The organism is Streptomyces sp. NPDC001927 (assembly GCF_053594455.1).
The window spans coordinates 600,051-622,666 of the sequence record NZ_JBSFEN010000003.1; the positions used below are offsets into that span (position 1 = coordinate 600,051).

General features: G+C 71.7%; 23 protein-coding genes. 11 read left to right on the forward strand and 12 right to left on the reverse strand.

Annotated elements, in window-relative coordinates; all coding sequences use genetic code 11:
- Positions 1 to 2: 2 nt before the first annotated feature.
- Positions 3 to 3,983 carry a type VII secretion protein EccCa gene (gene eccCa, locus ACWCO8_RS09995; protein ID WP_451031830.1) on the reverse strand — a complete coding sequence of 1,327 codons (3,981 nt, stop codon included), beginning with the start codon at positions 3,981 to 3,983 and terminating at the stop codon, positions 3 to 5.
- 342 nt (positions 3,984 to 4,325) lie between these two features.
- Here eccCa and ACWCO8_RS10000 point away from each other — a divergent pair, with 342 nt between their 5' ends.
- From ACWCO8_RS10000 to ACWCO8_RS10015, 4 genes are all read left to right on the forward strand, one after another.
- A complete protein-coding gene (locus ACWCO8_RS10000; protein WP_451031831.1) occupies positions 4,326 to 4,664 on the forward strand; it encodes a hypothetical protein in 339 nt (112 codons plus the stop codon).
- A 100-nt stretch (positions 4,665 to 4,764) separates the two neighbouring features.
- The gene (locus ACWCO8_RS10005) at positions 4,765 to 5,094 is read left to right on the forward strand and encodes a WXG100 family type VII secretion target (RefSeq protein WP_451031832.1); all 330 of its coding nucleotides are present in this window, start codon (positions 4,765 to 4,767) and stop codon (positions 5,092 to 5,094) included.
- A 148-nt stretch (positions 5,095 to 5,242) separates the two neighbouring features.
- Positions 5,243 to 6,292, forward strand: coding sequence for a peptidase inhibitor family I36 protein (locus ACWCO8_RS10010; RefSeq protein ID WP_451031833.1), 1,050 nt, complete (start codon positions 5,243 to 5,245; stop codon positions 6,290 to 6,292).
- Between the two features lie 91 nt (positions 6,293 to 6,383).
- On the forward strand, positions 6,384 to 6,641 hold the full coding sequence (locus tag ACWCO8_RS10015) for a hypothetical protein (protein WP_451031834.1): 258 nt from the start codon (positions 6,384 to 6,386) through the stop codon (positions 6,639 to 6,641).
- A 9-nt stretch (positions 6,642 to 6,650) separates the two neighbouring features.
- Here ACWCO8_RS10015 and ACWCO8_RS10020 read toward each other — a convergent pair whose 3' ends face one another.
- The 4 genes from ACWCO8_RS10020 to ACWCO8_RS10035 all read right to left on the reverse strand — a co-directional run bounded on the left by ACWCO8_RS10020 (position 6,651) and on the right by ACWCO8_RS10035 (position 11,626).
- Entirely contained in the window at positions 6,651 to 7,202 is a 552-nt protein-coding gene (locus tag ACWCO8_RS10020) for a hypothetical protein (protein ID WP_451031835.1), read from the reverse strand.
- A 99-nt stretch (positions 7,203 to 7,301) separates the two neighbouring features.
- A complete protein-coding gene (locus tag ACWCO8_RS10025) occupies positions 7,302 to 7,760 on the reverse strand; it encodes a cold-shock protein (protein ID WP_451031836.1) in 459 nt (152 codons plus the stop codon).
- Positions 7,757 to 8,584 carry a hypothetical protein gene (locus ACWCO8_RS10030; protein WP_451031837.1) on the reverse strand — a complete coding sequence of 276 codons (828 nt, stop codon included), beginning with the start codon at positions 8,582 to 8,584 and terminating at the stop codon, positions 7,757 to 7,759. Before ACWCO8_RS10030 ends, ACWCO8_RS10025 begins: the two co-directional genes overlap by 4 nt.
- A gap of 171 nt (positions 8,585 to 8,755) precedes the next feature.
- Positions 8,756 to 11,626 carry an ATP-binding protein gene (locus tag ACWCO8_RS10035; RefSeq protein WP_451031838.1) on the reverse strand — a complete coding sequence of 957 codons (2,871 nt, stop codon included), beginning with the start codon at positions 11,624 to 11,626 and terminating at the stop codon, positions 8,756 to 8,758.
- A gap of 253 nt (positions 11,627 to 11,879) precedes the next feature.
- Between ACWCO8_RS10035 and ACWCO8_RS10040 the strand changes: the two genes are divergently transcribed.
- Positions 11,880 to 12,443, forward strand: a complete 564-nt coding sequence (locus ACWCO8_RS10040; protein WP_451031839.1) for a hypothetical protein — start codon at positions 11,880 to 11,882, stop codon at positions 12,441 to 12,443.
- On the opposite strand, the gene ACWCO8_RS10045 is transcribed toward ACWCO8_RS10040, so the two are convergent.
- Both ACWCO8_RS10045 and ACWCO8_RS10050 read right to left on the reverse strand, forming a co-directional pair.
- Entirely contained in the window at positions 12,385 to 12,936 is a 552-nt protein-coding gene (locus ACWCO8_RS10045; protein ID WP_451031840.1) for a WXG100 family type VII secretion target, read from the reverse strand. The two genes, ACWCO8_RS10040 and ACWCO8_RS10045, sit on opposite strands and share 59 nt — an antisense overlap.
- A 129-nt stretch (positions 12,937 to 13,065) precedes the next feature.
- Positions 13,066 to 13,422 (reverse strand): MerR family transcriptional regulator, encoded by a 357-nt coding sequence (locus ACWCO8_RS10050; RefSeq protein WP_451031841.1) that lies wholly within the window; start codon positions 13,420 to 13,422, stop codon positions 13,066 to 13,068.
- A 93-nt stretch (positions 13,423 to 13,515) separates the two neighbouring features.
- On the opposite strand from ACWCO8_RS10050, the gene ACWCO8_RS10055 reads away from it, so the two are divergent.
- Complete coding sequence (locus tag ACWCO8_RS10055) at positions 13,516 to 14,589, forward strand: alkene reductase (protein ID WP_451031842.1); 1,074 nt, start codon at positions 13,516 to 13,518, stop codon at positions 14,587 to 14,589.
- An 18-nt stretch (positions 14,590 to 14,607) separates the two neighbouring features.
- On the opposite strand, the gene ACWCO8_RS10060 is transcribed toward ACWCO8_RS10055, so the two are convergent.
- Entirely contained in the window at positions 14,608 to 15,405 is a 798-nt protein-coding gene (locus ACWCO8_RS10060) for an SDR family NAD(P)-dependent oxidoreductase (RefSeq protein WP_451031843.1), read from the reverse strand.
- A gap of 124 nt (positions 15,406 to 15,529) precedes the next feature.
- Here ACWCO8_RS10060 and ACWCO8_RS10065 point away from each other — a divergent pair, with 124 nt between their 5' ends.
- The gene (locus ACWCO8_RS10065) at positions 15,530 to 16,135 is read left to right on the forward strand and encodes a TetR/AcrR family transcriptional regulator (protein ID WP_451031844.1); all 606 of its coding nucleotides are present in this window, start codon (positions 15,530 to 15,532) and stop codon (positions 16,133 to 16,135) included.
- A 78-nt stretch (positions 16,136 to 16,213) separates the two neighbouring features.
- Positions 16,214 to 16,621, forward strand: a complete 408-nt coding sequence (locus ACWCO8_RS10070; RefSeq protein WP_362010301.1) for a CoA-binding protein — start codon at positions 16,214 to 16,216, stop codon at positions 16,619 to 16,621.
- A 26-nt stretch (positions 16,622 to 16,647) separates the two neighbouring features.
- Here the strand turns inward: ACWCO8_RS10070 and ACWCO8_RS10075 are convergent, their stop codons facing one another.
- Positions 16,648 to 17,205: a YbaK/EbsC family protein gene (locus ACWCO8_RS10075; RefSeq protein WP_451031845.1), complete on the reverse strand. Its 558-nt coding sequence runs from the start codon at positions 17,203 to 17,205 to the stop codon at positions 16,648 to 16,650.
- Positions 17,206 to 17,249: 44 nt separating this feature from the next.
- Entirely contained in the window at positions 17,250 to 17,822 is a 573-nt protein-coding gene (locus tag ACWCO8_RS10080; protein WP_362009730.1) for a helix-turn-helix domain-containing protein, read from the reverse strand.
- Between the two features lie 114 nt (positions 17,823 to 17,936).
- Here ACWCO8_RS10080 and ACWCO8_RS10085 point away from each other — a divergent pair, with 114 nt between their 5' ends.
- A complete protein-coding gene (locus ACWCO8_RS10085; RefSeq protein ID WP_451031846.1) occupies positions 17,937 to 18,803 on the forward strand; it encodes an EamA family transporter in 867 nt (288 codons plus the stop codon).
- A gap of 44 nt (positions 18,804 to 18,847) precedes the next feature.
- On the opposite strand, the gene ACWCO8_RS10090 is transcribed toward ACWCO8_RS10085, so the two are convergent.
- Positions 18,848 to 19,591 carry an acyltransferase gene (locus ACWCO8_RS10090; protein WP_451031847.1) on the reverse strand — a complete coding sequence of 248 codons (744 nt, stop codon included), beginning with the start codon at positions 19,589 to 19,591 and terminating at the stop codon, positions 18,848 to 18,850.
- Between the two features lie 120 nt (positions 19,592 to 19,711).
- On the opposite strand from ACWCO8_RS10090, the gene ACWCO8_RS10095 reads away from it, so the two are divergent.
- Positions 19,712 to 20,239: a gamma carbonic anhydrase family protein gene (locus tag ACWCO8_RS10095; protein ID WP_451031848.1), complete on the forward strand. Its 528-nt coding sequence runs from the start codon at positions 19,712 to 19,714 to the stop codon at positions 20,237 to 20,239.
- Between the two features lie 112 nt (positions 20,240 to 20,351).
- Here the strand turns inward: ACWCO8_RS10095 and ACWCO8_RS10100 are convergent, their stop codons facing one another.
- A complete protein-coding gene (locus ACWCO8_RS10100; RefSeq protein ID WP_451031849.1) occupies positions 20,352 to 21,017 on the reverse strand; it encodes a DedA family protein in 666 nt (221 codons plus the stop codon).
- A 197-nt stretch (positions 21,018 to 21,214) separates the two neighbouring features.
- Between ACWCO8_RS10100 and ACWCO8_RS10105 the strand changes: the two genes are divergently transcribed.
- Complete coding sequence (locus ACWCO8_RS10105) at positions 21,215 to 22,612, forward strand: hypothetical protein (protein ID WP_451031850.1); 1,398 nt, start codon at positions 21,215 to 21,217, stop codon at positions 22,610 to 22,612.
- Positions 22,613 to 22,616: the final 4 nt, after the last annotated feature.

The following is a 22,616-nucleotide window of genomic DNA, read 5'->3' on the forward strand; positions in this document are numbered from 1 at the left end:
GCTCACGACTCCTCCGCATCGAGCAGCGCGGTCTGCACCTGCATCGTCTTGCGCCGCGAGATGTGCATCGCGCGACCGGGATTCATCAGCCGGCCCTTGTGGTTGCCGAACAGGAAGCCTTCCGAGGGCGGGCAGGACAGCAGCAGGCACGGTGCGTTGACCTCCAGGAGGCGGCGCATCAGGGCATCGCTCAGACCACGCCCCGCTCCCGCCGCCGCCCTCGCGACGACCACGTGCAGCCCCACCTCGTGGCCGAGGGCCAGATGGTCGCTCAGCGGCGCGAAGGGCTGGTGCATCGGCCCGGCGCCCACCATGTCGTAGTCGTCCACCAGGATGAAGAGCCGCGGCCCCTGCCACCAGTCGCACAGCCGCATCCGGGACGGCGCGATGTCGGGTCCCGGCACGCGGGTCGCCACGGCGCGGGCCGCACCGCTGACGAGTTCCTGGAGCGCGTCCATCGACACGGCGTGGCCCAGCCGGTACTCGTCGGGGATGGTCTCCACGAGCTGGCGCCGGTAGTCGACGACCATGATGCGGGCCTCGGCCGGGGTGTGGGTCCGCATGATGCTGTGCGCGATCAGGCGGAGCATGTTCGTCTTGCCGCTCTCGTTGTCGCCCACCACGATCATGTGAGGTGTCTCGCTGAAGTCGTGCCACAGCGTGGACAGCCGCTCCTGCTCCTGGCCGATGGGGATGCGGAGCTTGTTCGGCGGGGTCGGCAGGTCCCTGGAGCGCAGGACGGTGGGCAGCATCCGGACCGGCGGGGCGACGGGGCCCGACCAGTGGTCGCGTACGGCGGCGACCATGGCCGCGACGCCCTCCGACAGGTCTCCGGCGCTGTTCGTGCCGTCGATCCTCGGCAGCGCCGTCAGGTAGTGGTGGTGGCCCTCGCGCATGATGCCGCGGCCCGGGTCGCGGGGCACGGTCGCGGCGATGCGGGCGTTGATGGTGGAGTCCATCGCGTCGCCCATGCGCAGCTCCAGTTTGGTGCCCGCCTGGTCCCGGATGGCCGAGGTGAGTTCCAGCCAGCGGGCCGTGGTGATGATGAGGTGGATGCCGTAGTTCAGGCCGCGTGAGGCGAGGGCGGAGAACGCGGGCAGGTGCCGGTCGTAGTCCTGCCGTACCGACTGCCAGCCGTCGATGACCAGGAACACATCGCCGAACTGCTCGTCGGGCAGCTCGCCGGCCGCCCGGCGGCGCCGGTAGGTGGCCATGGTGTCGATCTCCTGGTCGAGGAAGAGCCGCTCGCGATCGGCGAGCAGCGCCGTGACCTCGGAGATGACGCGGCCCACCCGCTCCTCGTCCATCCGGGAGGCGACACCGCTCACATGCGGGAGGCGGGAGAGGCCCGCGAGCGTTCCGCCGCCGAAGTCCAGGCAGAAGAACTGGACTTCGCGCGGTGTGTGGGTCAGCGCGAGCGCGGTCATGATGGTGCGTACGAAGGTGCTCTTGCCGCTCTGCGGACCGCCGGCGATGGCGACGTGCCCGCCCGCGCCGGACATGTCGACGACGAGTTGGTCGCGGCGCTGGTCGAAGGGCTTGTCGACGATGCCGACGGGCACCTTGAGCGAGCCGAGGTGGGGGTGGTCCGCCGCCATCAGACCGAGTTCGGGGTGCGGTGCGATGCCCGGCAGGAGCTCGTCGAGCGTGGCGGGCTTGTCCAGCGGCGGCAGCCACACCTGATGGGCCTCGGGGCCCGCCCCGACGAGGCGGCTCACGGCGACGGCGAGCAGGGACTGGGCTTCCTCCTCCGGCTCCGGCTCCGGTACGGGCGCCGGATCCGGGTCCACACCGGCCCGCGGCATGATCCACTCCGCCGACCAGGGCACCACCTGACTGGCCACCCGGGCCCGGCTGACCGGGCCGCTGCGCCGCCGGTGCGGACCGGAGACGTACGCGGCCCGGAAACGCTTCAGGGTCTCCACACCCGTCTTCATGTAGCCGTTGCCCGGCTGCGGCGGGAGCTCGTAGGCGTCCGGCACGCCCAGCACTCCGCGGCTCTCCATGGCGGAGAACGTACGGAGGCCGATGCGGTAGGACAGATGGCTCTCGAGCTGGTGCATCCGGCCCTCGTCGAGCCGCTGCGAGGCCAGCAGCAGATGCACGCCGAGGCTGCGCCCGAGGCGGCCGATCATGACGAACAGCTCCATGAAGTCGCGGTGCGCCGAGAGCAGTTCGCTGAACTCGTCGACGACGACGAACAGGCTGGGCAGCGGCGCCAGATCGGCCCCGCCCGCCCGGGCCCTTTCGTACTCGAGGGCGGACGTGTAGTTGCCGGCGCTGCGCAAGAGCTCCTGGCGCCGCATGAGTTCGCCGTGCAGCGCGTCCTGCATGCGCGAGACGAGCGCGGCCTCGTCGGCGAGGTTGGTGATCACGGCGGAGGTGTGCGGCAGCGCGTCGAGGCCAAGGAACGTCGCGCCGCCCTTGAAGTCCACGAGGATGAAGTTCAGCGTCTCGGAGGAGTTCGTCAGCGCCAGCGACAGCACGAGCGTCCGCAACAGCTCGCTCTTGCCCGATCCGGTCGCACCGATCAGCATCCCGTGCGGCCCCGTGCCGCCCTGCGCCGACTCCTTGATGTCGAGTTCCACGGGCGTGCGGTCGGCGGCGAGCGCGATGGGGACCCTGAGCCGGTTGGAGTCCGTACGCGCGGACCAGAGGGTGTTCGGGTCGTGCCGGTACAGGTCCGATATGCCGAGGAGGGTGGTGAGTTCGACGTCCGAGCTGAGCGGTTCCGCGCCGTTCTCCCCGTCGAGCCGCAGCCGGTAGGGGGAGAGCATCTTGGCCAGCGAGGCCGCTCCGACGACGCCGAACTGGTCCGCCCGCCCCAGCGGGCTGGTGCGTTCCTTGCGCTCCCGGTCGGTCCGTACGAGACCGAGCTCGCCGTCGGTGAGGTCGAGCCGGAGCGTGGTGCGCCCGGGGCGCCAGGTCAGTGAGGAGTCCACGTCGAGGACGACGGTGTTGCGCAGTCCGGGCCCGTCGAAGGCGTGCCCGCCGGGAGAGGGGACGCCGTCGAGGACGACGACGGTGTACGGCTCCTCCCAGCCCGGAGTCGCGTCGGGGTCGAAGGGGGGCCGCTCACCGAACTCGGGTCCGAGGAGCTCGTCCATCTCGTTGAAGGTAGACACGATCCGGCGCACCGAACCGGCGGCGTCGCTCTCGTGCGGATGCAGGGTGTGGGGCAGCCACTTCAGCCAGTCGTACGCGGCCTTCCGGTCGTCCGCGGCGCACACCACGATCCACAGGTCCTCGGGGGACTGGAAGGTGGCCAGCTCGGCGAGCATCGACCGGACGAGGGCCTGCACCCGCGCGGTCTCGCCCCGGAAGAGCACCCGGGACCAGGCGCGCAGGAACACGGAGATCGGCTGGTCGGGAACGGTGGCGTAGGCGCGTACGAAGCTGCGCAGCGCGTGGGCGCAGAGCGGTTCGAGGTCCTCCACCGGCTTGGTCGAGCCCGGGACGAGCTTCAGGCCGAGCTTCTGGTCGCCGACGGCGACCCGTACCTCCGCGAAGTCGTCGTCGGCGGCCCTGCGTTCCCACAGCCGGCTCGTCCCCACGACCGACCAGAGCGTGGCCGGCTCCGGGTGGTGCCAGGCGGACGCGGCCTGCTGTTCGGCGACGTTCCTCCGTACCCGCCTGCGGATCTGCGTCAAGTAGCGCAGATAGTCCCGGCGTTCGCCCTTCAGCTGCTGCTTGCGCTCGGCGGCGCGCTTCATGAACTGCCCCAGCATCATGCCGGCGGATGCGAGGACCATCAGCCCCATCGCCAGGTACATGAACGAGCCTTCGCCGCCGCGCATGCTGCCGGGCCGGATGTACATGAACATGAACGAGATCGACATCAGGGCCATCGGCAGGTACTGCCAGATGGCCGAGCTGTCCGGCTGCATCTCGGCGAGGACGGGCGGCTCTTCGAGGTTCAGTTCGCCCTCGGGCATGTCCGGCCCTGGGCGGCGGGCGGGACGTCGGAACAGTACGACGCTCAACGGTGCTCTCCTTCGGCGTGAATCCGTGTCCTGCTGTTCGCGCGGCGCGCGGGAAGTCGCGTGGAGCGCGGCGAGTCGCGTGGAGCGCAGGAGGTCGCGCGGCCCGGCATGCTGCGGCGGACCGTGGAGCGGAGGAAGTGGCTGAGGAAGGGGAGCGGCAGCAGCGTACCCGCCCCGACATGGGTGCGGGGAGCCTGATGGGGGCCGCCGTACCGCGACGCAAGGTTTCCGCAGGGTGGCGGCAGGAGTGTGGGGACCGGAGACAAGTCTCTGTCGTCAGGCTGGTCCAGGAAGTGAGAACCCCGCTGCGGTGAGGGGGATCAAGGCGAGAAGGAGTGTGCGATGTCGACAGGAATGCAGCAGTCCCAGGAGAGCGCCACACGGAACGGCATCAACGCGCTGACCGCCGCGCGTGACGGTGTCATGAGGTGCAGCTCCGACGTGGAGGCCACCCGCCTGAATCTGACCAACGGCTACGGGGGCAGCGACGGTGCCGCCTTCTCGCAGCTCGTCACCGCGTGGCAGGAGAAGGTCGGCGTCATCACGATGAACCTGGAGCAGATGATCGAGGAGCTGCAGAAGACGCTGCGGGAGCACGGCAAGCAGCAGCAGTTCGCCAACGAGCAGGTCGCCCAGGCCAGCAGCGCGTCGAACGCCGTCTTCAACACCCTCAGCGGCTGACCCGACCCCGTACCCGTGACCCTGCCCGTCCCCGCGGGCGGCCCACGCCACTTCCCACCCCGGTCACGCCCCGCCGGCCCGCATCAGAGGAGGACACACCATGCCAGAGAACCTCACCGACGGATATATCTACGTCGACTACCGGCACATGGACAACGCCGCCGAGGACCTGATCGCGCAGACCCAGGCCATCGACCAAACCCTGTACAACCTGGAAGCGGAGCTCGGCGAGCTGCGGAACACCTGGGTGGGTGACGACGCCCAGGTCTACGCCGAGAAGCAGAAGGCCTGGAACGACGCCCTGCTGGCCATCGAGAAGATGCTCGAGAGCAAGGTCACCCTGCTCAACGAGATCTCCGGGTCCTACCGCCACACCCAGAACACCCTCGTCCAGGGCTGGCAGAACGTCAGCATCGGCCCCGGCCGCTGAACCTGTGGCCAGGACCCCGGCGCCCCATCGGTGACCGAGCCCCTCACCCGCCCGGTCGCTGATGGGGATTCCGTCGCTTCCCTTCCCGCCACCGCCCAGCGTGCCAGCGCCTCCCCAGGAGTGCGCGTCCAGCCAACACGGAGCACTGATGTCCGAGCATTCGACACGGCCCGACGGGGCCTCCGCACCCGCACCGCACAACGCCGGAGCGGGAGCCCGGCCGCGTCCCGAGGGAACGGCCGCCGGAGAGGCGAACACCTCGTCCCATGAAGGCCGATTGGGCGCCAGCGGCCCGGCCACCGCGGCCGAGACCGCGACGTCCGAGAGGGCGGCCTCGGCGGCACGGCCGCGCACCGAACCCCGTACCGCGGGAACGAACCCCGAGACCCCCGACCCGCGCGCACGCGGGCAGGCCGAGGGCGCCGCCCAGGCCGGCTCGGAGGGTCCGGGCAACCGCCCCGAGGAACCGGTCGGCGCCCCCTCGGCGGGTCCCAAGAAGCCGATCCTCGCCGGCGCGGCGATCGCCGGCGCCGTGATGGTGACCCTTCCGTTCCTGCTCATCGGGTCCAACGAGAACTCCCGCGAAAAGACGAACCCGGTCGCGGCGGTGAGCGAGACGGCCGACACCGTGCTCGACACGGACGGCGGCGGGCCCGAGAGCGGGGCCTTCGTGGCCGCGTCCCCCACGCCCACGCCGACCCCCGTGAAGACCACTCAGGCACCCACCAAGAAGCCCACGCCGAAGGTCACTCCCGCACCGCCGAGGACGCAGAGGCCGCCCGCGACGACCAAGCCCGTGTACAGGCGTCCGGCCCCGCCCGCCCCCACCAAGTCCAAGGCCCCGCAGCAGACTCCGTGGGCCGGGTGCAAGGTCGGCGAGTTCTGCCTGTACGGCGGCCCCAACGGCACCGGACCCGTCTTCGCGCTCACCCCGCTGCACGTCCCGGAGATGTGCGACGGGTTCACGAGGCACCTGGGCAGGGTCGGGATTCCGCGCGAATGGCTCGGCAAGGCGGGCTACGGCAAGGAAGCCAACTGGGACAATGCGACGACCAGCGTCTGGAACAGGACCGAGCACACGTGGACGCTCTTCAACGACCCCGACTACTCCGTGGCCGCCGCCGCGCCACCGAGCCAGTGGCGCGGCCAGGTGACGAGCATGAACGGGATCACCTCCCTCAAGCCCAGCTGGTGCTGAGCCGTCCGGCGGCCTGAGGCAACCCATCCACGCGCACGGCGGTCTTCTCAGGCGTCGTACTCAGCACCGGCGAGAAGGGCGCACGCACTCCATGACGATCGATCCCAACCTCTGCCTGGACGTTCCGAAGGGTTTCGACGACTCGGATGCCGACTGCCAGGTGCATCCGATGGCCCGCAAGCTCTTCCCCGCCACGACCGCCGCCGGGGCCTTCAAGAAGGCCCATGAGTGGGTGCGGGACCACAACGTCCGCCTGGTGGACGTGTCGTGGGACGCCTTCCACGACGAGGACGAGCCCTACATGCTGACCATCTACTTCACGTTCGAACTGGATCCCGAGGACCTCTGACCCGTCGTGTCAGGAACCGAGCTCGGGTCCGTCCGCGGAGGAGACGGTGTAGTAGACGCTGGAGCCCTGCTTGGATCGCTCCAGCTTGCCTCGGGCAACCAGCCGCTCGGCCGAGGTGCGTACGAGAGGATCGGAGATCTGCCGCTTGGGGTGGGCCTCGGCGAGGCACCGGAGGATCTCCGAGGTGTTGCGGGGTTCGGACTGCTCACTCAGGTAACCGAGGATGAGTGAGGTGAGGGCGGCTCCCTTCTCCTCCTCCTTGCGGACCGCGGGCCGCTTCTTGGCCGCCGTCTTCGGACGAGGTGAGGTCTTGGCGACGGTCTCTCCCGCCGACTGGGCGGGGACCGTCGCCTTTGCCGTGGTGAGGGCATCCCCCAGCGCCGCGCTGACGCTCATCAGCAGCTCATGGTCGGCCTTCAGGGACACCAACTGCTCCTGCAGGGACTGGATCTGCGCCTGGACGCGCCGCTGGTCCGCCTCGTTCTCGTCGATGTCGCCGGCGACCTTGCTCGCGTACTGGGCCTTCAGATCCGGGCGTGTGGGGTCGGTTTCGGTCGTCACGATGGCTCCTCCTTGAATGGGCGATGAATGCTACCCATCTGCGCCGAAGGAGCGAAACGCCGAAACACCGTTCAATGGGTCCAGGAGCGGGCGCTGAGGTCAGCCGTCGACCCACCCGTGGCCCCGGGCCAGCTCAAGCACCCCTCGCCGGATCTCGAGAATCTGGCCTGCCGTCAGCGAGGTCACCCGAAGGAGGAGTTCGGTCAGCTCTCCGTTGGTCTCCTCCGTACTGAGTACATCGCACATCGCCTCCTCGACGACCGGAACGGGGCCCGCGACGGGCACGACCTGTACGGGCACGGCCTGGTCCGCCGCCAGCGCGGTCCGCTCGGAGGCGGCGAGCCTGATCCTCGCGGCCTTCGGGCCCCGCTCACGGTCGACGACCTCGAACTCCACGGCCAGTCCCGACTTCACGTACGACTCGGGGAAGAACAAGTCGTTCACGTGCAGGAACACATCATCGCCGCCCGTCTCCGGGGTGATGAATCCATACCCACGTGCCTCGTCGAAGCGCACCACACGCCCAGCAACCACAGTCAACTCCCGGCCCCTCATCATCCACTCCGTCGTCCCTCACGGCGGCGCCGCCCTGTGCTACGTGTCAGGACGGCCCGAGGTTCGGTCATGGCGGCGAGGTCACGGCAGCGGGTCGGGGGCGGGGGCGGCCGCACCGAGTCCGGCATCAGGCCCCTCAGTCCCGGCCTGCGTCCCGGTAGAGGGCGCGGACGTCGGCGGCCAGTCCGGCGACGGGGGACGCACTGGCCGCCGTAGCCGGCGCAGCGTGCGACGACCGCGTCGTGCATCAGCTCGCAGGCGTCCGTCGCCTCGGCACCGACGCCGTTCACCGGGCCCGGAAGGCCGTACACCTGGGAGACCAGGGGCAGGTTCACCCGGTGCGTACGGGAACGGGCGGCGAACCGTACGACCGCCGGGTGCCCCGCGAGCCGTTCGACGTCCCGGTGCACCGCGTCGCCGTCGACGACCGGCATGAGCGGGGTCGCGTCGCCGAGGAGGGCCAGTGCCTCCTCCACTTCCGCCGTGGACCGTACGGCGGGCAGGACCACCCCGTCCGCCCGACCGACCAGGTCCGCGAAGCTCGTGGTCACCCCGTCGGCTGCCGGCTGGATCCGCAACCACACCTGCGCGTCCAGGTGTTCCCGTACGTCGAGGAGCAGCGCAGCCGCCGCGTCGAGCGCGGCCTTCGTGCCGTGCCGGGCGGCACAGCCGAGGACATCGACGATCAACGCGTCCACCACACCCGGTCCCCACTGGAGGGTGTCGGTCGGTCGGCAGGGGTCGACGAGGACGAAGGAGCGAGGTGCCGCGAACCTGGCGTCACGGCGGTGGTCGAGGTACGAAGCGGTCGTCCGCTCACCGGGCACGATGCTCTCCCCTCACCGGCGGGCACCCTGCGGTGCCCGCCGAGGACGTGGTGGGTTTCCCGTCCGCGTACTCGGGCACGGACACACCCTCCCCTACGCACCAGCGGCGCTGAGGGGTCACGTGAATTCCGCTTCACCCACGGCCCGTACCGCGATCGGCGGAGCGGAGCATCAACTCACGGCCGACTCAGGCGACCGGTCCCCGATGGCGCGCGCCACTTCCATGCGGGAGCGCAGGCCCAGCTTGCCGAGGATGCGGCTGACGTGGGTCTGGACGGTGCGGCGTGAGGAGAGGAGTCGCTCGGCGATGTCGGGGTTGGACAGGCCCTCCGCGACGAGTTCGGCGACCCGCTGCTCGGTGGGCGTGAGCGACTCCCAGCCGGCGGACGGGCGGTTGCGGCTCGCCCGGGCGCCGCGACGCAGGCCCGCCGCACGCCAACGGGCGTCCGCGCGGTCGAGGTCGCCCGTCGCGCCGAGCGCCAGATAGCGCTCCGCCGCGTCCCGCATCGCCGCCTTCGCGCCGTCCATGTCGCCCGCCTCGGCCAGTACGACGGCCAGGTCGTCCGCGCACTCGGCCGCCTCGGCGGCCCACACCGCGCCGTCGAAGTACTCCAGCGCCTGGCGCAGCAGCCCCGGATCGGCGTCGGCCACCCCCTGGCAGTGCCGGGCGACGGCACGGACCACCCGACGGTCGTCCCGGTCGGCCGCGTGCCCGGCGCGGGCCACCACCTTGGCGGCCAGGTCCGCCAGGCCCGCCGCGCGGGCCAGGCGCAGGGCCCGGGGCAGGAGGCGGTGGTAGTCGGCCGCGATGGCGCCGAACTCCTCGGCGAGGACCCGGCGCAGGAGAACGAGCACCTCGTCCTCGCGGCCCTCGCGCTCGGCGAGGGCCAGGCGGGCGTGCCAGTAGTGCGTGGAGTTCACGCGGGCGCAGGTGAGCAGGACGTCCGGGTCGCCGATCTTCTCCAGTTGGTCCCTGGCCCCGTCCACATCACCGCGTCGCGCCCTGATCAGGGCGAGCAGGCCCTTGACGGTGAACTTCGTGTAGCCGTCGGTCACATCGTCGTCGACGGCTTCGAGATCCGCGAGGGCGTCGTCCCAGGACCCCTCGAAGTAGGCGAGTCCCGCGGTCATCCCCAGGACGGTGCCGACCCGTGCCGAGCCGCACTCCAGGGCGGCCTTGCGGGCGGCACGCGCGGTGGCCCACACGCGCTCGTCGCTGATGTCGGCGCCCCGCAGGTGATGCATCTTGTTGCTCGCCAGGACGAAGCGTATGTCGGCCAGTTGAGGATCGCTCTCCGCACCGGCGAGGCCTTCGTCGAGGCAGACGGCGGCCGCGTCGAACTCCTTCATCGCGAAGAGGTACGTCCACATGGTGTTCGCCGCGTACGCGACGGTGTGCGCGTCCTTGAGGCTCCGGCCGAGTTCAAGCGCCTCGGTCACCCGCGGTATGACGGCCCCGTCCTTCTCGGGGCCCAGCGCCGTGCCCAGGGTGAGCATGCCGTGCAGGGCGCGCAGCCGGGCCAGCCACACCGGCCTCAGCGGCCAGCGGGACGCGGCGCCGGTAGCCAGTTCGATGCCCTCGGCGTAGCGCCCCCGGTGGAACAGGACGACGCCGACGAGCCAGGTCATCTCCCCGGCGCGGTCGGGATCGACGGTGCTGCCCAGGACGCGGGTGGCGATGGTCTCGCACTCCTCGAACCGGCCGCGCAGGTACGCGGCCATGGCGAGGACCGCCTCCAGGGGCTCGCGTCGCTCGTCGGTACGGTCCAGGTGTTCGGTGGCGTGCTTGAGGAGTTCGACGGCGAGCTGTGGGGCCCGGTGGAGCAGGGCGGTGCCCGAGGCCGCCAGCCAGGTCAGCGTCCACTCGTCCGGCTCGCTCCCCGCGCGGACCAGCTGCGCGGCGACGCGCTCGGGCGGCCGGCCCGCCTCGCCCAGCCGCTGCGCGATCTGCCGGTGCCGCAGCGCACGTACCGCGGGTGTCATCGACTCGTACAGCGCCTGCCGCAGCAACGGCGCGTGGAACTCCACCGTCGCGCCCTGCTCGTCGAGCACTCCGGTCTCCGCCGCCTCGCCCAGCGCCCCGGCGACCCGCTCCAGTGGCCAGTCGAGGACCGCGGCCAGCTCGCCCGGGTCGAACCCGGTGCCCAGCGCGCCGGCCGAGCGCAGCGCCTCCAAGGTGTCGTCGGAGAGATACCCGAGCCGGTCCGCGATCGCCGCGCTCAACGAGGTCGGCAACTGCGTCTCCGGGTCGGGTCCGGGGACGAGATGCGCGTGGCCCGCCCGCTCCTCGACGCGCCGCTCGCGCTGCAGCGCGGCCACCAACTCCCGTATGTGCAGGGCGTTTCCGCCGGTCTGCGCCACCAGGTCGCGCAGTCCGGCGGTGAGCGGAAGCCCCACGTACGCCTCCGCGAGCAGCAGGGACTCCTCCTCACTCAGGGGCCCCACCACCAGCTGGGTGGCCTCGCGGGTGGTGAAGGTCCGACGGAGCTGCTGGACGTGATCACGTTGAGAACCGGTCGTCAGCTCCCCCACCAGCAGCAACGGCAGCTGTTCCGTGAGGCGCATCAGCGCCCCGAGGACCATCAGGGACGCCTCGTCCGCCCATTGCAGGTCGCTCGCGACGAGCACCACCGGCCGCACCGCGCACGTCCGTTCCACGCGCGCCAACGCCTCCTGCACGCCCGCCGCCAACGGATTCCGCGCCCCGGCGCCCCACAACGAGTCGGGTTCCGGCGCGGGTTCGTCCCGGTCGACCGGCCGCAGCGCCTCCGCGATGAGCTGGAACGGCAGGTTCACGCAGAACGCGTCGGCGCTGCCCCGCAGCACGAACACCTCATCCGCGCCTACAGCCCGCACCGCCTCGCCGACGAGAGCGCTCTTCCCGATTCCGGGCGGCCCCTCGACCAGTACGCACCCTCCCGCACCGCGCTGCAGTGACCCCAAGTGCTCGTGCAGCACTGCCAGTTCGGCGGAGCGCCCCACCCAGCGGGGCGTGCCGATCGGAGCGAGGGGAGAGGTGACGGACCGCCGTTTTCCATCCATGCGGCAGAGGATAGGCCGCTCGATCCCCGCCCCTACCGGCTCCCGACCCACAACTGGCTTGATCGGACTGATCCTTCGCCCCTCCCTCGACGTAGACATCGGCAGAACAAGGACCGTTTCCGCCGATCCCCGTCGGAGGAGTCGTCCGCCCGGTCGCCCCTCACCCTTCAACCCACGTGACCGTTGCCAACCCCCGTCCCGCGCGTTCACCGTCACACCACCAAGCCGGCCACATCGACAAGGAGTCGTAGGAATGACCTGGTACCCGGGCCCCAGCCGGATCACCGTGATCGGCGTGGACGCCGACTGGCCTCAGCGCGCGGTGATCCTGCCCGCCGGAGGAGGTCGCCGGATCGTGATTCCCGGCGTCGTGGGCGAGTCCGTGGACATCGGCCCGGCGGGATGCCGCATGAATCTGGAGCATCAGTACCAGGGTTCCTGGCGGCCGAATGTCCGTACGCTACGGGGCCGTTGGGAGCGCCAGGGCGGCACCGACGTACAGGTGATCCGCAGCAAGGACCACGACTGGTCGCACGACCGCGTCGAGAACGACCTGGTCCTGCGCATCGAGCGGCTCGTCCAGGCCCCGGACACCGCGGCCGCCACCGCTCAGGCCCCGAGCGGGCTCCAGGACTCGGGTCGGGCGGCCGCGGCGATGCCGGAGAGGGCGCCGTCGGATCTCGGACGGATCAGCACCGTCTCGACGGACACCTCCGCCTTCTCCTCCCCCATGACCGCCCCGATGGCCGCCCCCGACGTCAGTGGCCGGGGCCGATCCGGACGCCCTGCCACCCCTGGACGAGACAGTTCTGGCTGAAGCGGTAGGTCCCGGCGATGTGGTTCAGCAGGTGCACGTGCTCGCCGAGCATCCGCTCCATGGCCGTCGCCGCGTCGTGCCAGGCCGTCTGCTTCTCCGTGTAGACCTGGGCGTCGTCACCGATCCAGGTCTTCTTCAGCTCACTGAGCTCCGCTTCCAGATTGCTCAGGGTCTGGGCGATGGCGTGCGTCTGGGCGATCAGGTCCTCGGCGGCATTGTCCATGTGGCTGTACACGACATGGATCTGACCGTCAGTCAGGTCGGGCGGCTCCGCGTAGGTGACCCAACTGCGCGTGGGAGTCAGCGGCGTGAGCGCCTCGACCGCGGTCTGCTGACCGAGGGGCACGAGTCGCTCGTGCGTCGTCAGCGGGTCGAGGGGCGCGAGCGCCTCGTGCGTCGTCAGCGGGGTGACGGGCGCGAGCGCCTCCTGCGTCGTCAGCCGGGCGACCGGCGTGCCGTCGGTGGGCGGTCCCACCCTGTAGAACTCCGCCATCGATGGCCTCCAGAGGTGTCGCGACCGTCCCACCCTCGCGCGGCCGCCTTGCGGAGACCTTGCGACCGGCGGCCCGGCGGCCCGGCGACCCCGCGACCTGGCGGCCCGGCGCGCCGGCCGACCCGGCGATCACCCGTGCCGGTGCGCCCGGGCCGCCGCCATCAGCCCGTCGAGGGTGTCCCTGGTCCGCACGAGGTCGGCTATGTGGGCGGAGAGCCGCTCCCGCTCCAGAGCCATCCGCTCCAGCGCGGCGTCGGAGTTCTCCTCGCTGGGCGCGTCGACGCAGGGCAGCAGCTCGACGATGGTGCGGCTGGACAGACCGGCGGCGTACAGCCGCTGGATGAACGCGACCCGCTCGACCTCGACGTCCGTGTAGTGCCGCTGCCCGCTGGCGCTGCGGGTACTGGCGAGGAGGCCTTGGTCCTCGTAATAGCGCACGGACCGGACACTCACCCCGGCCCGCGACGCGAGCTCACCGATCCGCACAAAGCCTCCCGACTGCGTTCCGCTGCGTTCCACTGTGTTCCGGCTCACAACAGCTTGCCTCTGACGTCAATGTCAGGTTTTAGCGTAACCGACATGACAACTCTCTTCACCAGCTTCCGACTCGGCGGCCTCACCCTCCCCAACCGCGTGGTCATGGCCCCGATGACCCGCGTCCGGGCGGCCGCCGGCGGCCTCGCGACCCCCTCCATGGCGGCCTACTACGCGCAGCGGGCCACGGCCGGGCTGATCGTGAGCGAGGGCGTGCAGCCGAGCGCCGTCGGGCAGTCCAACCCGGGTACGCCGGGGCTGCACACCGACGAGCAGGTCGAGGCATGGCGCCCCGTGACCGCCGCCGTCCACGCCAACGGCGGCCGGATCTTCGCCCAGCTCATGCACGGCGGCCGGGTCTCCCACCCCGACACGACCGGCCTGCGGCCCGTCGGGCCGTCGGCGGTCCCGGCGGTCGGCGACGTGTTCACCCCGTCCGGCCCCCAGCCCGCTCCGACGCCCCGCGCGCTGGACACCGCCGAAGTGCCCGAGCACGCCCGCTCCTACGGCCTGGCCGCCCGCCGCGCCGTCGACGCGGGGTTCGACGGTGTCGAACTGCACGGCGCCAACGGCTACCTGATCTCGCAGTTCCTCTCGTCCAACGCCAATCTGCGCACGGACCGCTACGGCGGCCCGGTCGAGCACCGGATCAGGTTCGCGGTCGAAGCGGCCGCGGCGGCCGTCGACGCCGTCGGAGGCGCCAGGACCGGCATCCGGCTCTCACCGGGCGGTACGTTCTGGGGCATCGAGGAGACCGACGTACGCGAGTTGTACACCGCGCTCCTGGCCGAACTGACCTCCCTGGACCTCGCGTACATCCACCTCGAGGCCACCGCGGACGAGGAGCTGCTGGTCGCCCTGCGGCGGGCGTGGCCGGGTGCGCTCGTCATGAACCCGGTGCTGCCGATGGGACCGAAGCAGACCGGCCGGGACGACGCCGACCACTGGCTCGGCCTGGGCGCCGACCTCATCAGCTTCGGCCGCGCGTACGTCGCCAACCCGGACCTGGTCGAGCGGCTGCGGGGCGGGCTGCCGATCGCACCGGCCGACGAGGCCACGTACTACCAGGGCGGCGACGCGGGCTACCTGACCTACCCGGCGTACCAGCACACGGCCTGACCCCGAGCGGCCGCGGGCTCAGCGCGCGCCCGTCATGGATCCCATGACGAGGACCGCGCGGCGCCTGGTCAGACCGCGGCTCAGGCTCGCCATCACACGGTTGCGCCGGCCGGAGACGACACTCGGCGGCGGCGTACGGCGGTCCAGGGCCCGCAGCGCCGTCGCCACGACCTCCTGCGGAGACTGCATCTTCGCGCCCCCGGCGGCGGCATCCGTGCCGGTGACTTCGAAGAACTCGGTGCTGGTCGCACCGGGCGACAGGGCGAGCACACGGAGCCCGGTGCCGCGGGACTCCTGCCACAGGGCCTCGGTGAAGCTCAGCACGAACGCCTTGGCCGCCGCGTAGACGGCCATGTTGGGGACGGGGAGATACGCGGCCATGCTGGCGACGTTGACGAGCACGCCGTCGCCGGCGCTCCGCAGCGGCCCGATGAACGCGCGGCTGATGTCGACGAGGCCGGCGATGTCGACGGCGATCTCCTCGCGCAGGCGCTGCGGGTCCTCGGTGTGGAACGGCCCGAAGGTGCCGAACCCGGCGTTGTTCACGACGCTCGTCACGGTCAGCCCGCGCCGGGCCACCTCCTCCGCGAGGGTCTCCCCCACGCCGGGCAGGCCGAGGTCGAGCGGTATCGCCGTGGCACGGACGCCGTGGGTCGCGGCCAGTTCGGCGGCCAGCTTCTCGAGCCGCTCCCGGCGCCGGGCGACGAGCACGACGTCCGAGCCGCGCGCGGCGATCTGCCGCGCGAACTCGGCACCGATGCCGGCGCTCGCGCCGGTGATCAGGGTGGTCTGGCGGCGGTAGTCGACGGCACTCATGGCTGCTCCCCAGGATCGATGGATCGATGACGCGGTGAACCCACTCCGGATGTCACTGTAGGTCGAAACTGTCACCGAGTGTCAATACGGTACGGGGTGACACCGGCTGGTAGGCTCCGTACTCATGAGCGACGACGACAAGACCGTCCGCGGTGGACTGCGGGCCCGCACCCGGCTGGCCGTGCAGGCCGAGATCGTCGCCACCGCGATGCGGCTGTTCCTGGAGCACGGCTTCGAGGCCACGACGATGGAGCAGATCGCGAACGAGATCGGCATCTCGCGGCGCTCGCTCTTCCGCTACTTCGGCACGAAGGAAGACATCGTGCTGGGCGACCACGCCGAGAGCGGCCGGTCCCTGCGGGCCCTGCTCGAGGCCCGCCCGGCGGAGGAGCCGCCGTGGGACGCGCTCCGGGCCGCCCTCAAGGAGCTCGTCGACACCCTGCCGTATTCCTCCGAGGACTTCCTCAGGATCACGACCATGCTCCACGCGTCCCCGTCGCTCCGGGGGCGTCAGCTGGAGAAGCGCCAACAGTGGGTCGACCTGCTCGCGCCGGACGTGACCCGGCGCCTGGGCGACCCGGCGGACCCGATGACGGAGTCACGCGCCCGCGCACTCGTCGCCTGCGCCCTGGCCTGCTCGGACGTCGCGCTGGAGACCTGGGTCCGCAGCGAGGGAACGGTCGACATGGTGCAGGTCTTCGACGAGGCGGTGGCGGCGGTACGCGGCTAGGGGGTGTCCGGGAATCCCACACGATCGACGCTCGTTCAGCCTCCAGGAGCGTCCGAACTCAGCGACCGGAGACAGAGCGTGCACAGCGACACGGAAACCATCCGCAGGATCCTCGACGAGCACGGCGACACCTGGGCCATCGTGGGGCTCTCCGCCAACGAGGAGCGCGCCGCCTACGGCGTCGCGGCCTTCCTGCAGCGGCACGGCAAGCGGATCGTGCCCGTACACCCCAAGGCCGAGACGGTCCACGGCGAACAGGGCTACGCCTCCCTGGACGCCATCCCCTTCGACGTCGACGTCGTGGACGTGTTCGTCAACAGCGCCCTCGCCGGCGCGGTGGCCGACGAAGCCGTCGCCAAGGGCGCCAAGGCCGTCTGGTTCCAACTCGGCGTCGTCGACGAAGCCGCCTACACCCGCACCCGCGCCGCAGGCCTCGACATGGTGATGGACCGCTGCCCGGCGATCGAGATCCCCCGCCTCGGCTGAGGGCACCTACGGGCCCGCCCCCGGCCTCACTCGACGCCCAGGCCCTCCAGGACGACCGCGCCCGGCAGTTCGGCGAACGTCTTGCCCGGGACGATGAGTTTGCCGCGGCGGCGGCCGCTGCCGATGAGGACCCAGGGGGTGTCGACGACCGTCGCGTCGACGAGGACGGGCCAGTCGGCCGGGAGGCCGATCGGGGTGATGCCGCCGTACTCCATGCCGCTCTCGCCCGTCGCGGTCTCCATCGGGGCGAACCGTGCCTTGCGGGAGCCCAGTTGGCGGCGGACCACGCCGTTGACGTCGATCCTGGTGTCCGACCGGACCACGCAGGCCGCCAGGGTCGTCTCCTCACCGCGCTTTCCGGCGACGATCACGCAGTTCGCGGACTGTTCGAGGAGTTCGCGGCCGTGGTTCTCGACGAAGACGGCCGTGTCGGCGATCTCCGGGTCGGTGTCGACGTACAGCAGCTGATCCGCCGGGACGGTGCCCTGCCAGGCGCGTACCGCCGCCGCGACCGGTTCCCTGAGCAGGTCCAGGCAGTCGGGGGCGGGAACGGCGTTGTCGAAGTCTCCGATGGGTGCGCGCATGGAGCCCAAGCTAACAGCGGCCGCACGGGCCGGTGTTCGGCGTCTCAGCGTACGGGCGGGATGGAGACGGCCATGGTCATCTCCACCCGCTCCGAGCCGTCGTTGCGGTACGCGTGCGGCACGTTGGCCTCGAAGACGGCGGAGGTGCCGGCCGGGATGCGGTGATCCTCGCCCTCGACCACGAGGGTGAGCTCGCCGGCCGAGACGTGCAGCAGCTCGGTCGTTCCGTCGGGGTGCGGGTCGGACGCGCTGCCGTCGCCCGGCATCAGCGTCCAGGCCCAGAGTTCGAGCGGGCCGCGCGCCTCGGTGCCGGCGAGCAGGGTGGTGTGGCTGCCGGTGGAGGTGGACCACATGCGGACGGCCTGGTCCGGCGGGACGAGGCGGACGTGCGGGCCCTGCTCGTAGTCGAGGAGCGTGGTGATCGAGACACCGAGCGCGTCCGCGAGCTTCACGGTGGTGCCGACGCTGGGGTTCGTACGGGCCTGCTCGATCTGGATGATCATGCCGCGACTGACACCGGCCCGGGCGGCCAGCGCGTCCAGCGTGAAACCGCGTTCATTGCGCCACCGCTTCAGATTCCGCGCGAGCGACTGCGTGAGCTGATCGAGGTCCGACACATTCCGTCCAATATTTTGGATGACATAGTCCAACAGACTGAACTACGGTGGGGTCTACCGCGGTGTACCAGCTGTCCACCGCACTGTACTGCGAGACCGCCCCTGCGAGGATCCATGACTGCCCTGTTCGCCCTGGCCACCGCCCTCCTCTGGGGCCTGGCCGACTTCGGCGGCGGGCTGCTCACCCGGCGCATGCCCGCCCTCACCGTGGTCGTGGCCTCGCAGACCGTCGCGGTCCTCGTCCTGGGCGCCATCGTGATCGCCACCGGCGCCTGGACCGAGGCCGGACCCCAGCTCTGGTACGCCGTCGCCGCGGGCGTGGTCGGACCGGTCGCGATGCTCTCCTTCTACAAGGCCCTCGCGCTCGGCCCGATGGGCGTGGTCTCCCCGCTCGGCTCGCTCGGTGTCGTCGTCCCCGTCTCGGTCGGCCTGCTCATCGGCGACCGGCCGGGGCTCCTCCAGTTCGCCGGGATCGGTGTGGCGATCATCGGCATCGTCCTCGCCGGCGGGCCCGAGCTGCGCGGGGCGCCCGTGCAGCGCCAGGCCGTGCTCCTCACCCTGGTCGCGGCCTTCGGCTTCGGCTCGGTCATGGCGCTCATCGCCGAGGCCTCCTCGACCCTGACCGGCCTCTTCCTCGCCCTGTTCGTCCAGCGGGTGACCAACGTGGCGGTGGGCGGCGGTGCGCTGTACGTCTCCGTGAAGCGGGGCGGGCGGGCCCTGCCCGAGGGCGGCGGGATGAAGGTCGTGTGGGCGGCCCTCCCGGCGCTCGCCTTCGTCGGCCTCGCGGACGTCGCCGCCAACGGTACGTACTCGATCGCGGCGCAGACCGGCCCGGTGACCGTCGCCGCCGTCCTCGCCAACCTCTACCCGGTCGTCACGGCCCTCGCGGCGCGCGGAGTGTTGAAGGAACGGTTGCGCGCGGTCCAGGCCGCGGGCGCGGGCCTTGCCCTGGTCGGCACGGTCCTCCTCGCGACGGGCTGATCGGCGCGACGGACTGATCGGCCGACCGTCCGCCGAAAAGCGGCTCAGCCCTCCGCGAGGTCCCATGCCGCGAGCGCGGCGAGCTGCTCGTGCGTCACTCCGTCCGGTACGGGCACGGGCGGCGGGGTCCGCAGCGGCGGCTGCCAGCCCTTCTCCGGGTCCCAGCTGCGCACCACCTTCGCCGGCGCGCCGGCCACCACCGAGTGGTCCGGCACCTCGCCCCGTACGACGGCACCCGCCGCGACCACCACGTTGCGGCCGAGCCGCGCGCCCGGCAGGATCACCGCGCCCGTGCCCAGCCAGCAGCCCGGACCGATCTCGACCGGCTCGGAGCGCGGCCACTGCCTGCCGACCGGCTCGTCGGGGTCGTCGTAACTGTGGTTGGTCGAGGTGATGTAGACGTACGGCCCGCAGTACGTGTCCGAGCCGATGGTCACCCGGGTGTCGGCGATGACGTGGCTGCCGCGGCCGAGGACGACGCCGTTCCCCAGGGTCAGCACCGTGTCGGGGCCCAGGTCGAGCCCGGGCAGCATGCCGGCGGTGAGGGTGACCTGCTCGGCGATGATGCAGCACTCGCCGATCTCGATCCACTGCTCGCCGAAGACGGTCCCCTGCGGGAACGCGAGCCGGGTGCCCGCCCCGAGGCGACGGAAGCGCAGCTTCCCGGGACGCTCGGCGGTCACGGAACCGGTCTCCTGCACCCAGCGCCACCCGCCCTGCACGGCCCGGGCGAGCACACGGCGCCGCCACGCGGTGAGAGAGGAGAACGTGTTTCTGTTCCTGGGCACCCGCACACGGTAGTCCGCACCGTCGTGGCTGATCAGTGGGGTGCCCTGTGATGTCCGTCATGGGTCGCGGCTAGGGTGCCGGGGAGGCGTGACGGAAGCACGAACGATCAGGAGCGAACGATGACCGAGGCGTTGATCAGGGGCGTGGGCGGCAAGGAGCCGCAGGTGGATCCGACCGCCTTCACCGCGCCGACCTCCGTGGTGCTCGGTGACGTCACGCTGGGCGCCCGTGCCAGCGTCTGGTACCACGCGGTGCTCCGGGCGGACTGCGGTCCCATCGCCGTCGGCGAGGACTCGAACATCCAGGACAACTGCACCGTCCACGTCGACCCGGGCTTCCCGGTCACGATCGGGGACCGGGTGACGGTCGGCCACAACGCGACCGTGCACGGCTGCGTGATCGAGGACGACGTGCTGGTCGGGATGGGCGCCACGGTGCTCAACGGGGCCCGGGTGGGCGCCGGTTCGCTCATCGCGGCGCAGGCGCTCGTCCCGCAGGGGATGGAGATCCCGCCGGGCTCGCTGGTGGCGGGCGTGCCGGCCAAGGTCAGGCGCCCGCTGACCGAGGAGGAGCAGGCGGGCATCCGCCTCAACGCGGAGATGTACCTCCACCTGGCCAAGGGCCACGCCGAGGCCTTCAAGGACTGAGAGCCCGGTACGCGACGGAGAGCCAGGCTCGCGCACACAGCCCGAGGGCGCGGCGGCCGTATGGCCACCGCTCCCTCGCGCGTACGTCTCGCTGCCGGTGAGGCGCTGTCGATCAGCTCGCCGAGTCCGCCGCCACCGGGACCGGCGCCGCCTCCGGCTTCGTCTCGGCCTTCGCGGCCGCCTTCTTCGCCCGGTTCTTCAGGATCAGCATCGAGGAGACGCCGACCAGGACCGCGAGCACGAGCCCCAGCCACGAGAAGCGCTTGAGCCATGCCTCGGCGACGACGCCCACCGAGTAGATGACGGCCGTCGTGCCGCCCGCCCAGAGGATGCCGCCGAAGACGTTGGCGATGAGGAACTTCCAGTACGGCATGCGCAGCACACCCGCGAGCGGTCCGGCGAAGATCCGCAGCAGGGCGACGAAGCGGCCGAAGAAGACGGCCCACATGCCCCACTTCTCGAAGGAGCGCTCCGCGAGCGCGATATTGGCCTCGCTGAAGTGCTTGGGGAACTTCTTGCCCAGCCAGGCGAGCAGCGGACGCCCGCCCCTGCGGCCGATCGCGTAGCCGATCGAGTCGCCGATGATGGCCCCGGCGGTGGCGCAGGCGCCGAGGACGTACGGATTGATGTCACCGTGCTGGGAGGCGAGCAGGGCCGAGCTGACGAGGACGATCTCGCCGGGCAGCGGGATTCCCAGGCTCTCGAGCCCGATCACCACTCCCACCAGCGCGTAGATCGCCACCGCGGGGATCGTCTCCAGCCATTCCTGGACGTGCAACGCGGTTTCCTCCCGGGTCGTGGCGCGCGCCGCGTCGCGCGCGCCGGGGAAGCCTACCTGGTCAGGACAGACCGGCCCGCCGCCCGCCGGGCCCGTAAATGACTGGTCGGCCGTGACCTGGGCGCGCTACGCTCCGCCGCGATGACGACTCACACCGTTCAGTGTTGGGGGGTCCCGTCCGCGCAAGGTGAGTGCTGATGACCACTCACACCGCGTACGAGGATTCCCGCGCCTCCTTCCTTTCCTTCTGGCTGCGCGTCCGCGAGTTCGCCGTGCCGCCGTCCATGATCGAGACCGCGACCGCCCGCCGCCTTTCCGGGGACTGGGCCGGAGCCTGTGCCGCCGCACGCGTCGATGTCGACCTCGACCTGCGGTCCGTGACCCGGACCCATGGCCGGGACCTCACCGACCGGCTCCGGCTCGATCTCCGCCACCTGGCTCCCGACCTGCTGCGCTGGCACATGCCGAGGGTCGCTCCGCACGGGCTGCTGCGCCCGGGCCTGACGATCTCGCTGGCCCGGTACGCCCCGGCGGAGCCGACGGCGCGCGCGGGCCCGGTCCACCTCGTGGCCCGGACCCCGCCGGCGTGGGCGGAGGGCGGCCAGCGGATCAGCCTGGCGCTCTGGGACGGGACCTCTGACGGGTCCGCCAACGGGTCCGCCCACCGGTCCCTCCGTCAGGGCCCCGTCGGGCGCCACCCGCACCCGCGGCCAGGACGGCGGTTCCGCCTCGACCTGCACCGCCACCTGTGGGACGCGCGCAGGACCGACGAGCTGCGCCTGCGCTCGGGGGCCGACGCGCCGCCCTCGGGCGGGGCGGAGACGCCCGTACCGGAGGGGTACCTCTGTGCCGTCGACCGCTGGCCGGCCGAGGCGAGGCACGTGCTCCGGGCCGAGGGCAGGTCCGGCGGTCCGGTGACCGTACGCCTCGATTCGCGCCGCCGTCTCACGCTGGACGTGGACGTGGACCCCGAGGCTCGTGGGGATACGCGCAGCCCCGCGCAGCCGCTCGTCCTGCCGGACGCGGCGACCTGGGTGCTGCCCGATCTGGAGCTCCTCCGGGCGGGCGCGATCGAGGCCGGCCGGCTCCACCCGCTGGTCGCCTCCGCCCTCGTACCGGACCACGTTCCCGTCGCCCCCGCCCCCGCCGAGAAGCAGGCTGCCTCGGGTCCCCGTGTCGTGGAGTGCCGGGGCGACCGGCACCGGATCGCTCTGGTCGACGGCGTCCTGGCCGCGCTGGACCACGGCCCGGACGAGCTCGCGCGGGAGGAGCTGCTCGTCGCCCTGGGCGGCCCCCCGCTGCCCTGTCTGCGGGCGATCGACGAGGCGCACCGGCGCCCGGACTGCCTCACCGGCGTGAGCGAACGCCTCCAGCACGGGGACGTCGCCGGGGCGCTCGCCGTCGTCGAGGGCCTGGTCGGGCCCGGGGCGACCCTGCGCGGCGGACCACTGCGCGACGCCCTCGAAGAGGCGGCGCGGCGGCGGATCGCGTACGGGATGTTCCGCTCGGGCCTCGACGTACCCCCGCCCCACCGCGTCCTGCCCACCTCACGCCGTCCTCGCGACGCACGAACCCGCCCGCGCCTCGCGCACTGAAGCG